12 protein-coding genes are annotated in these 11355 nt (G+C 58.2%); 2 read left to right on the top strand and 10 right to left on the bottom strand.

Annotated features, from left to right (window positions below):
• The 9 genes from VGL38_04665 to VGL38_04705 form a co-directional block, all read right to left on the bottom strand.
• Complete coding sequence (locus VGL38_04665; protein ID HEY3294704.1) at nucleotides 1-675, bottom strand: hypothetical protein; 675 nt, start codon at nucleotides 673-675, stop codon at nucleotides 1-3.
• Between the two features lie 18 nt (nucleotides 676-693).
• Nucleotides 694-1770: a type IV pilus assembly protein PilM gene (gene pilM, locus VGL38_04670; GenBank protein HEY3294705.1), complete on the bottom strand. Its 1077-nt coding sequence runs from the start codon at nucleotides 1768-1770 to the stop codon at nucleotides 694-696.
• Nucleotides 1771-2041: 271 nt separating this feature from the next.
• On the bottom strand, nucleotides 2042-3553 hold the full coding sequence (locus VGL38_04675; protein ID HEY3294706.1) for a hypothetical protein: 1512 nt from the start codon (nucleotides 3551-3553) through the stop codon (nucleotides 2042-2044).
• A gap of 318 nt (nucleotides 3554-3871) precedes the next feature.
• Nucleotides 3872-4654, bottom strand: a complete 783-nt coding sequence (locus tag VGL38_04680) for a hypothetical protein (GenBank protein HEY3294707.1) — start codon at nucleotides 4652-4654, stop codon at nucleotides 3872-3874.
• Between the two features lie 46 nt (nucleotides 4655-4700).
• Nucleotides 4701-5222 carry a hypothetical protein gene (locus tag VGL38_04685; GenBank protein HEY3294708.1) on the bottom strand — a complete coding sequence of 174 codons (522 nt, stop codon included), beginning with the start codon at nucleotides 5220-5222 and terminating at the stop codon, nucleotides 4701-4703.
• A 33-nt stretch (nucleotides 5223-5255) separates the two neighbouring features.
• A complete protein-coding gene (locus VGL38_04690; protein ID HEY3294709.1) occupies nucleotides 5256-6338 on the bottom strand; it encodes a type IV pilus twitching motility protein PilT in 1083 nt (360 codons plus the stop codon).
• Between the two features lie 78 nt (nucleotides 6339-6416).
• Nucleotides 6417-6848 (bottom strand): prepilin-type N-terminal cleavage/methylation domain-containing protein, encoded by a 432-nt coding sequence (locus tag VGL38_04695; GenBank protein HEY3294710.1) that lies wholly within the window; start codon nucleotides 6846-6848, stop codon nucleotides 6417-6419.
• A 449-nt stretch (nucleotides 6849-7297) separates the two neighbouring features.
• Nucleotides 7298-7792 (bottom strand): hypothetical protein, encoded by a 495-nt coding sequence (locus tag VGL38_04700; GenBank protein HEY3294711.1) that lies wholly within the window; start codon nucleotides 7790-7792, stop codon nucleotides 7298-7300.
• Entirely contained in the window at nucleotides 7789-8463 is a 675-nt protein-coding gene (locus VGL38_04705) for a sigma-70 family RNA polymerase sigma factor (GenBank protein HEY3294712.1), read from the bottom strand. Before VGL38_04705 ends, VGL38_04700 begins: the two co-directional genes overlap by 4 nt.
• 119 nt (nucleotides 8464-8582) lie before the next feature.
• Between VGL38_04705 and VGL38_04710 the strand changes: the two genes are divergently transcribed.
• The gene (locus VGL38_04710; protein ID HEY3294713.1) at nucleotides 8583-9029 is read left to right on the top strand and encodes a DUF6249 domain-containing protein; all 447 of its coding nucleotides are present in this window, start codon (nucleotides 8583-8585) and stop codon (nucleotides 9027-9029) included.
• On the opposite strand, the gene nadB is transcribed toward VGL38_04710, so the two are convergent.
• On the bottom strand, nucleotides 8920-10569 hold the full coding sequence (gene nadB / locus VGL38_04715) for an L-aspartate oxidase (protein HEY3294714.1): 1650 nt from the start codon (nucleotides 10567-10569) through the stop codon (nucleotides 8920-8922). The genes VGL38_04710 and nadB overlap by 110 nt on opposite strands.
• Before the next feature lie 133 nt (nucleotides 10570-10702).
• Between nadB and VGL38_04720 the strand changes: the two genes are divergently transcribed.
• Nucleotides 10703-11341: a hypothetical protein gene (locus VGL38_04720; GenBank protein ID HEY3294715.1), complete on the top strand. Its 639-nt coding sequence runs from the start codon at nucleotides 10703-10705 to the stop codon at nucleotides 11339-11341.
• Nucleotides 11342-11355 lie beyond the last annotated feature (14 nt).

Here is an 11355-nt window from a genome sequence, read left to right on the forward strand (position 1 = left end):
TTAGAATTTTGCCTGTGTTGCAGCCTTGGTGATCTTCGTCGTCGTCGTGCCGCCGCTGCCGCCGCCTTCACCCGCCTGGGCCGCCCTGGCCTTCGCCTTGCGGTCCGGATCCTGCGTCAGGCACTGCACCGAAAAGAGCAGCACGTCTTCGCCTTCCACCTTCTTGCGCAGAGACTGGTCGAAGCGGATCTCGTACAGTCCCTGCCGGAACTCCGGAGTCGACTTCAGCAGCTCGATGAACTTCGAAATGATGTCGAATTCCTTCACGCCGGTGTCCACCTGGGCGATGGCGCTGATCGTAAACACGCGGTTCTGATAGTCCAGTCCCGTCAGCGACATGGCCGGGGGCAGCACTTCGCCCAGCTTCTCCAGCCGGCGCGCCCAGAGGAAACGCTCATTTTCCAGACGCGCCAGTGCCAGCACGTCGTCCTTGGATACTTTCGTCGCCTCGCGCTTCAGACTGTCCAGCTCGAACCGGATCCGGTTCAGCTTCTGCTGGCGCGATTTGATCACATCGTTCATAGCCCCATTCTGTGCCCAGGTGAGGCTGGCGAGAACAAGGAAGACAATTGCGAACAGACCGAGCACCAGATAGGAACGACGCTCCTGCCGGCGCATGCGTACGACCGCTTCGCCTTCGCCCTTGTTCAGATTGATCGAAAAACTTTTGACCATGGGCCGCTTGTTCTCTCGTTAGATGCCCTGTGCTCGCGCTGCCAAACCCACCGCCGCCGCGAACTGCGAACGGTGCCGTACGTCCTGCGATCCTTCCACATTCACGAACGGATCAAAGGCGCGAACTTCGATTTTGAACTTCTCGTGCAGACTTTCCGCGATCTCGCGGCTCTCCGCCATGCCGCCCACCATCTCGATGCGGTGAACGAAACTCTGGCCCGTCTCCTTCACATAGTAGCGAAGCGAACGGTTGATCTCGTCGCCCAGTTTATCCAGCGCGGACTTCTCGGCCAGGGCGAACATTTCTCCGCCGCCGCCGCTCTCCGCCGCCTTCAAACCGCCGGCCGTAATGCCCTGCGACTTCTTGATATCTTCCGCTTCGGAGAACTTCACGTTCAGCTTCTTCATGACCTCTTCGGTGAAGTTGTAACCACCCACCGGCAGGTCGCGGCTGAAGAACATGTCCTTGCGGCTCAAAATCAGCAGATTGGTGCGCTTCGCGCCGATATTCAGGAACACGATCACGCCGTCATCCGGCAGTTCCGTGTGGCCGATAAACGTATTGGCCGCCGCGAGGGGCTCCAGATCGATCACGCCCGGCCGCAGTTCCGTCTCGCGCAGAATGTCCACGTGAGCGTCGAACATGCGCTTGGTCGTGGCCGCCACCAGCACGCGCACCTTGTCCGCTTCCTTGGGGTCTTCACCCAGAATCTGGTAATCCACCACAGACTCGCTGCCGTCCAGTGGCACGTGCTTGCGGGCTTCCTGCAGAATCGAGGACGCCATTTCTTCCTCGGCCATTTGCAGGGTTCGAATCTCCTTGGCCGCCTGATTCGATCCGCCGATGCAGCTTCCCAGATGCGCGACGCGCTTCGGACGCACCCCGGCTTCCTGAAACATCTCCAGCAGAAGGGGAACAACCAGCGTCTTCTTCGGGCCGTCCAGGTCAAACTTCTCCTGGCCCGCATATATGTCCCGGGAAATCGCTTTCACGAGCCGGAGCTTCCCGTGGCTGCCCTTTTCGGCCAGCACCATCTTGATGGCGTGTGAGCCAATATCGAGGCCCACCCGCAAACTGGATTTCAATGCTATCACACTCGCTCCTTTAGGCAGGAGAATACAGAATATGGAGTTCCGCGGCGCAAAGGCCGAGGGCTCCGCGGACCAGACAAATGATGTGGGGAGAATTGCTTACCGAATCGGCGGACGGGGAGCGCGGACGGAGACAGGTGAAGTCATCCGCGCTCTGAGCGGAGCAAGAAGGCAGGCCACAACGTTGCGGGAAAAATCGCGGCGCAAACCTTAATCCAGATCGGGCTCAGCCTTCCGCCCCGCGTGCGCGAGTCGTACGGATCCGGCTAACCCCTTAGTTGTAACGAACCATGTTCCAACGCTGCACTTCGTTGCGCGACTCATTAGCCTCGCCCCATTGGACAACGTTGAACAGCGCGTGACCGGCATCATCCGTTACGTGGAAGAAACAGGGCGGTTTGATGCGGTCGAAGCGCCAGTCGTAGCGGTATTGTTTGGCGTAACCGGTAGAACCGTTGGTTGAACGGTGGACATAGCCGCGGCGCTTCTGGGTGATCGAGCCGTACACGTAGATCGTGCCGCGGTCATCGCGCGCAGGCTGCGGTGGATTGCCCGTCTGGTAGACATAGCCGCTGTCGACGTCATTCTGCTGCTCGAAGGTGAAGCTCTCGCCCAGCGCCACGATGGCGGCATCGATGATAATGCTTGTCAGGTTCCGATTGTTCTGGCCCTGACCCGCACCGGCCGAGTTCTCGCGTCCATTGGCAACCGTGTTCGCCACCTTCACATCATGCTCGGAAACGATGCCGAGAACGGCCAAAGAATTGACCGGGATCTCTCCCTGTGGCCCTGCACCGGCATAAGTAATGTCATCGATCAGCCGGATGTTGTTGGAACAGCCGATGGTTACCTGACCGGTCAGACCGCTTCCCTTAAGTTCCAGTGGTCCATCAAAGAACATGCAAAGGCGTCCGACAATCGGAACCGGCTGGCGAAAGGTGGAATCAAAGGGCGTTCCAACATCCCAGGTGTCAACATATACCGTTCCACTCGCAATCGTTGTCCGGTACTGCTTGCCGGGAACGTTGTAAAACTGCCCCTGCATCGAAGCACCTTGGCGTAGGTTGTTCGCCAACTCGGGAATTTCAACGCGCGGTGCGCGGAACTGCGGCTGCGGTCCGTGGAAGCCGGGATTGTAGCCCGGTCCCCGCCAGAAGTCACACTCGGTGGTGCTAACCTGGCCATAAAACTGGGGTGTGCCCTCGATGGCGATCAGACTGTTCGAATGCACTCGGCCCTGCAGCGTGTCCGGGGTCCAGAACTTGATGCGGTCGCCAAAGGTAGTCAACTCGCAATCGGAAAGATACATGTAGTCGGCGAAATTGCGCACCTGCACATACAAAATGGCTTTGCGCTTAATCTCTTTAAAATCGTTCGCCCCCTCATGCAGCACGGGCACTCGGACCTTGCCGATGGCCGAAATCCGGAAGCGCCGGTCTTCCAGCCAGAATTGGCCCTGGTTAATGGACGGCATACCGAAGATGCTGACGTCAGAGTACCCTCCATCCGGATTGACATCCCGGCCGGGGCGTGTCACTTCACCTGTCGGCAGCTCCGTTTCCTTCTGACTGCGCAGCCACATGAAGCCTTCTTCAACAATGCCCATCTGGGCCAAATAGTATGCCTGCATGGCTGCGGCAGACTCACGGGACTGTAGCGCCTCGTCCGTGGACCAACGCATAAACGCGATGCCGGTGGCTAACAGCACAGTCGTCAATGCCGCGACGGCGACCAACACATAACCGCCCTGACGGCCTTGGGGCCTTTGTGTAAGTTTGCTGTCCATCGTGCCCTTCCCTTCGCCGGGTTAACTTCGTTCACCCACTTTTCACGATTGTCTTGATACTTCTGGCCTGAGCAGCGCTCTCGGCTGCAAAGTCCTCGCCCATGTTCCCAAGGGGAAAGCGGGCGTGAACCTCACCTCTGTGCCGCCATGCCAGTGCGCTCGAGACAAACGATGGTTGATGTGCGAATTACAGTCAACCGGCCTCGCGCCACACGCCTACCATTCGGTCAGCTTTGCCACCGCCTATATTGTGACGTCTTCCACGACGGCCCGGAAGCGGGCCGTCGTGGGGACGCTTGTCGTCAAATCGTTTCCGGACTATCCGGTGTGCGCCAGCAACGAGTCCTTGAACGCGTTGCCGTCGGTGTCCCAGTTCTTCAGGGACACCTGCGTCGAATACTGCCGCTCACGCACGTAATAGTTGCCGTACAGTCCCATGTCGCTGTTGGGGAAGGTCCCACGGTAGGTATACTGCATGGTCATGCTGATCTCCACCACACCCTGCCGCCGAATCTGATCTTCAATCGTATTCGTGCGGTACCAAGGGAAGCGGTTGAACTCCATGGTCAGCCCTTCTACCGTCATCCGGTCGCGCCGGTCAAAGGAGCGAACTTCGCCCCGGTGCGGTGCGGTCCCGATGAACCGGTACTGGCTGTGCCGGTTATCGCCCGCCCACGGCGGCACGCGTCCGCCAATCAGGATTCCCGAATTGGGATTGTAGCTGAACGTGACAAACTTGTTGTAGTCACGCATGCGGCCGAAGCGGGAGTTGCCCATCTGGCCGTTCTCTTCGAACTGATCGTCGAACATGAACTTCCAGCGGGTGTTCCGCGGACCGCCTTCAATCTGAATGCCACCCCAACTCCATGACAGGTCGTTCGTCAGCTCCTGCATGGCCGCCGCCGCGTACTGGTCCATTTCGCGTTCGGCGTTTCCGATCTTCCACTGCCGCAGCATGCTGGCATAACTCATCCATCCGCCTGCCAGCATAATTCCTGCAACCGCAACGCTGACGGCGGTGGAGACAATGGTAAACCCGCTCGCCCAACGGCGGCGCGGTTTTGCCGCACACGACGGCGACTTCTGTGTGTGTGTGCTCATGACAACGTCCCTCCCCTAAATCGGGATAATGTTTCAGCCGCACCGGTTAAAGGTCGGCGCGAACCAACACCGCCGTCTCCATTGTAATTTCGCGAATGATGCCGGCTTCATCACGAAGATTCTCGGCATAATCGCGCTCCCGCCACTGGGCATGCATCCTTAGCCGATAGAAGTCTGGTGGCTTCACCTGACCGTTATTACCCATCCGCGGACCATTCCGCGGATCGTCAACCTCTTCCACCACATCCCGGCTCACCGTTACCATCACCCGCTGCACCGACGTGCCACGCTCCGCCGCCAGATCCAGCGGCTTATCGGGGTATGTCAGCTGCCCCAGGTTGCGATCTCCGCGCGCCTCATCGACATACTGAAGCTCACCTTGGGCCTGTTCCATCATCCCGCGCAGAATATACGCGGCGGCCTTATAGTGCTCCTGCCGAATCAGCGCCTCCCGGCCGTACACCATGGCCGCTGATGTCCCGGCGGTGACAATGCCCAAAAGCAGCATTCCCACCCCGACAGACACCATGTCCGCGGTGCCTCGTTGCCATGTTCTCCTTTTCGCCATGAAACCCTCCCGCGAAAGTGAAAAACTCAAAGACTAATCGGCGAGATTGACTTCAAACAACTTCGGATTCTCCGCCACGTGGGCCGCCGTCTCACGGCTGATCATACCCTTGTGCAGCAGACGCATCAAATCCTGATCCAGACTCTGCATACCGGACTTGCCGCCGGCCTGAATCACCGAAGGAATTTGGTAGATCTTGTCTTCGCGAATCAAATTCCGGATTGCGGTGGTCGCCACCATCACCTCCGCCGCAACCACTCGTCCCTTGCCATCTTTACTCGGCAGCAGTTTCTGTGCCACTACCGCCTCCAGCGACTCGGCCAGCATCGAACGGACCTGGGTCTTTTGCGCTGCAGGGAAGATGTCGATAATACGGTCAATCGTCTTCGCCGCGCTCGAGGTATGCAGCGTCGCCAGCACCAAGTGGCCGGTTTCCGCCGCCGTCAGGGCCAGAGAGATGGTCTCCAGGTCGCGCATTTCGCCGACCAGAATCACATCCGGGTCCTCACGCAGAGCCGCGCGAAGCGCGTTCGCGAACGAGTGGGTGTTGGCACCCAACTCGCGCTGGTTCATCATGCAGTTCTTCGAATCATGGAAAAACTCGACCGGATCTTCGATCGTGATGATGTGCAGTTCTTTGTATTCGTTGATCCAGTCAATCATGGTAGCCAGGGTGGTCGTCTTGCCCGAGCCCGTCGGCCCCGTCAGCAATACCAGACCACGGTCCCGGCCAGCCAGGTCGCGAAGCGCCTCCGGCAACCCCAACTCTTCAAACGTGCGAATATCCGAAGGAATCGTACGGAAAACTGCGCCCATGCCGTTGATCTGCTGGAACACGTTCACACGGAAACGCGCGATCTGCTCGAGCTTCGCCGAGAAGTCGATTTCTTTCATCTCCTCGAAACGCTCGATCTGATCCCGATTCAATACCGTGCGCACAATGTGCCACATGGTATCGTTGTCCATGTGCGGCATGTTCAGCTTCCGCATACGGCCATGAACTCGAATCATGGGAATCGACCCAGTCGAAAGGTGTAGGTCTGAGGCTCCTTGGTCTACCGCAAACCTCAGCAATTCGTAGATGTTTAGCTTTTGCCCTGTCGCGACCTCAGTCACTTCTCATCCTCTTTCAGTTTTCAACACAATCCATCGGTCCGAAGGGCACGGCTGTGCCCTATAAAACTGTCAGCAAAATCAGTTCGACGATCCTTCGTCCTGCGGCAAGCCGTAGCCAACCCACGAGCCGTCCTGGATGTTGTACGTGACCTGATGACCGGCGCCACCACGCATCTGCTCCGTCGAAACAGCCGTAATCGTCACCGGAGGGGCGCCGACGATGCTGAAGCTCCACTGCAGGCGGGTTGCTTCCGAGATTTCCAGATACTTCTGCGTTTCGAGTTCTTCAACGGTGGCCGGCCAATCACCCTTGTCCTGGTAATACACCTGGGCAGCTTGCCAGATCGCGTTGATGGTCGTCTTTGCATCGGACGCACGGGCGCTCTTTACGTACTCGACGTAGATTGGCACCGAAATAGCGGCCAGAATTGCCACGATCACCACCACGATCAGGATCTCGATAAGGGTGAATCCTTTCTCGTTCGGTCTGCGATTGAACTTTGTGAGCATGGTCTCTCCTTTACTTTGGCTCTTGAGCTGTGCACCGTTGTGGTGCCTCTCGTCTCGGATCCCCAACGACATAACAAATTTGACGGACAAAAAGTTACGACGATGTGCGCACAATTTCAAGTGCTAAGTTCCTCGCACATCGAAGTTTCTACCAATTCTTCAATTTACAAGTGGCAACAACCGTTCCTCTATTTGTCCCGACTCCATCATCCTTAAAATCAGCAAAAACACCTGTCCATCCAAAAATGAGGTGTGCAAATCGTGCGACGACTGCACAAAATGCAGGCCGGATTTTTGCAGATTTCCCGGCCGCCCGCACTTTTCGGAAAAATGAGAGGCATTCGCCTCTTAATCCTATCTTAACTATCCAAATTATTTGAAACGAAGAGGCCGCGCTCCTATCTCCCCGAAGCACGGCCTGATACAATCCTAAAACTCCCCAAAGGGGCTCAAGAACTCAGTCTGCACCGCCCGGTCAGCACACACGTAGCTAATCCACCCGCCAACAGCGGCGCAATCAAGCCCAGAATCAGCACCGGATGCAAAGCAAACAGACTGAAACCTGTCAACGATTGCACCCAGGTTCCCGCTCCTGATAACAGATCATTCGACCACAACAAAATGGTTCGCCCATAAAACAACACCATTATCACCAGAGCCGCCGCAGACAAAACCAATTTGGCACGTTCCCACGCCACGGGCCACGCGGATACCGCAACAGAAGGAGCAGGCTCTATACGCAATAAGATGTCTCGCGTAAAATGGGGCGACGGCACCAGCCATGGCTGGCCGCGCAACGCCGAGTCCAGCCGCTGTGATACCTGTACGGTCTCGAGCAATTCGGGCTGCTCTGTCAGAAGCCTTTCGAACTCTGTTCGCTCCGCTCCGGTCAAGCCTCCATCCAGATAGTCCGGCAACCGGCGGTATGCGTCTTCGATTTTCATGCCGTTTCCTCCTTCGCCACTTCCCGTCCCAGAAGCTTATCTCGCAGCCATGCTTTTCCCCGGAACAGGTAACTCTTTACCGTACCCATCGGGACCTGCATGATGTCGCTGATTTCCTGATAGGAAAGGTCTTTCAAATAGTAAAGCGATATTGCCGTGCGGTAATGCTCCGGCATGTGCGTGAGCAGCGTCTGCACCCGCTCTTTCAGGATAACTTCTTCGGCGTACTCATTATCGCTCTCGGTCCGAAGTTGCGGCTGGGCCATGATCGAGGGGTCGTCAATCGCCACAAACTCGGATCGCCCCCGCGCCGTCTTCCCTTCGGCAATGCATAAATTGATGGTGATCCGGTAAATCCACGTCGAGAGCTTGCATTCTCCGCGAAACTGTGGAAGCCCCTTCCACACCCGCAGGAAGACCTCCTGAGCGATATCCTCCGCCGAGTCCGGCTTGCCCGTCATGCGCGCCGCAAGGTTCAACACCATGCCCTTGTAGAGATCTACCGTCTCCGCAAACGCCTGCGTGTCTCCCCGCCAAAGCCGCCACAGTAATTGTGCATCATCGGGCTGCATGAGCCTGTCTTCCTCGCTCCACCGGTAGGTATCTGCTGAATCAGACGGCAATCCGCCGGAATTGTTGCGCGCGGCCCCTTTGACCGCGCGCTGCAACAATATCGATTTCCCTCCACTCGTACTTATCAGGAGCCCTTATGAGGCCGGGTCGCCCGGTCAGGGCATCACTGAAAGCGCACAAACGACAGCTTTGGCACTATCCCTCGAAGGAGGTTCATATGCACGACCCTACAGGTATCGCGGAATTGGGAATGCTGACCGGTATGATTTCGATCGCCGGCACCCTCGCCGTTATCCTGATCATCGTTCTCGCACAAATCCGCAACCGGCGCGCCCGCGCGGAAATGCTGCACAAAGAACGCCTGCTTGCCATCGAGAAGGGCATCCCCATCCCGCCCGACTACCTTGAAACCGGCGACAACAAGAAGCGTCGCCCCTATGTCGGTGGTCTCGTGTGGGCCGCCGTTGGCCTCGGCCTGCTGATCTGGGGCATTATCGGCGAAGACCATGACCTCAACGGATTCGGCCTGATCCCCCTCTTCGTCGGTATCGCCCTTATGATTGGGGACTTTCTTGCAACAAAGCGTGTGGCGCATCCGAAAAACGACTCAGTAGTGTATCCTGAGGCGCCCGCTCCTTATCGGGCTCCGGATAATCCGTCATGAAATGCAGGCCGCGGCTCTCCTTGCGGCTCATGGCGCTGCGTACGATCAGATCGGCCAGAATCGTCATATTGCGCAGTTCCAACAGCGGCTCATTGACCCGCGTGCGCCGATAGAATTCGTCCACTTCCTGCTTGAACAGCGTCATCCTTCGGCGGGCACGCTCGAGACGGAACGTGGATCGAACAATACCGACATAGTCCCACATGATTTTGCGGATCGCGTCCCGGTTATGCTCAACCAGCACCCATTCTTCCTGGTTGACCGTTCCTTCCGCAGACCAATCTTCAGCTACAGGAAGCGCCGGCGCTTCCTGTAGCCATTTCTGGCAACTCTTCGCCGCCTGATCCGCAAAAACCACCGCCTCCAGAAGTGAGTTGGACGCCAGGCGGTTTGCCCCGTGCAGCCCCGTCATGGCCACTTCGCCCACCGCAAACAATCCTTCAATCGTCGTCTTCGCGTCCAGATCGGTCACCACGCCGCCGCACTGATAGTGCGCCGCAGGCACAACCGGCAGGGGCTGCTGAGTAAAATCCAGGCCGCGTGCGCGGCAAATCCGGTCGATATGCGGGAACTCCAACTGCAACCGCTCGGTAGACAGGTGGGAGCAATCCAGCAGCACGTAGGGATCGCCCCACTTTTTCATTTCCGCATCGATGGCGCGGGCGACGATGTCGCGCGGAGCCAGTTCCTGCCGCGAATCATATTTCTCCATGAACCGCTCGCCGCGGCGATTCTTCAGGACCGCTCCGAATCCGCGCAGCGCTTCGGTAATCAAGGCGCGCGAGCCGCCGTCGCTGTCCGGCTCCCAGAGCGTCGTAGGATGGAACTGGAAGAATTCCAGATCGCCGACCATCGCGCCAGCCCGCCATGCCGCCACCACACCGTCTCCTGTGGCAATCGTCGGATTGGTCGTGTGCAAGTAAACCATGCCCGAGCCGCCCGTGGCCAGCACGACCGCCTTGGCCGTGATGGTCTTGACGACGTCGTGCATCGTGTCCAGCACGTACGCGCCGAAGCACCGCTGTTTGCGGTTCGACTGCCGCGCATCGCGCGGCCGGGGCTCCACCAGCAGATCAATCATCAGGTGATGCTCGATCAGCGTCAGGCGTCCGCTCGCGCGCGCCTGCTGAAGCAGCACCGATTCGATCTCCTGCCCGGTGTGATCGTGATGATGCAGGATGCGGGACTTGCTGTGCCCGCCTTCTCGTCCCAGCGACAACTCGCCGTCGTAGCGCGTAAACCTGACGCCAAGGTCCATCAGTTCGCGGATGCGTTGCGGTGCCGTCTCCACCACGAGGCGTACGGCATCGTCATGGCACAGCCCCGCACCGGCCTTGATCGTGTCGTCCTCGTGCAGCAGAAAATCGTCATCGCGAGCGGTGACAGCCGCAATGCCGCCCTGCGCCCAGTTCGTGGCCGTGTCCGCCGACTCTTTCTTGGTCACCAGCGTGACATCCGCGTAGTGGGACGCCTTTAGAGCCAGACTCAGCCCCGCGATCCCCGAGCCGATAATCAGAATATCGGTCTTATGTTGTGCCACGTTCTTCGTTCTTTCGCATTGTGTATAATCTGGTCAAGTAATATAGCGACCGCGCACCGAAATGTCAAGCGAGCCTTGACATCTCTCCGTGCAATTGGTATCTTACTTCTGTATAAAAACATAGCCATACGTTATGAAGAAATCTCCGCGCCTCACCGATCCGAACCTGCTCGAATTCTGGCGGACTTATGCCGCTCCGGGACGGATCGGTCTTATTCACATAAACTTCGTCGCCGCCAAACTGATTAACTGGGGCGAGAAGTGGGTGACTCCCACAGGCGAGCCGTCCCCCTGGACCCACGTCTTCATGTTCACCAAGCCCCGCCGGGGGATGCCGTGGATTGCGGAGAGCGATTTTCACGTGCCGCTTCCCGGATTCCTGCCGAAGCCCGACGGCCCGCAGGAAAATCCCGTGCAGAAATGGTCATCGACCACGATTGACCGCGCCGCCGTGGTGGATACAGGATTGACCCATGAGCAGTTTGAGGCCGCCGAACACGCCGCCCAGCATCTGATGTCCTCGGGCTACTCCTACCGCTTCGCCGAGCTTGCCGAGGCGTGGGTGGCCATGCTGAAACATGACCTGACCTACGTCAGCCCACTGCACCGCGACGATTCCATGCACTGCGGACACTTCCTGCGGGAGTGCTTAAGCGCCGCAGCATGCGACCCCTTCGGTCCCGGCGTATTGCCTCACAATACCGTCCCCGAGTTGTTTGCGCAGAAGTTTTCGCACATCGCCGAGTGGAGCAAGCCGCAGACCGCAGAGTAACGGCATGCCTCGAA

The sequence above is a fragment of the bacterium genome (assembly GCA_036504735.1).
Classification (GTDB): domain Bacteria; phylum Electryoneota; class RPQS01; order RPQS01; family RPQS01; genus DASXUQ01.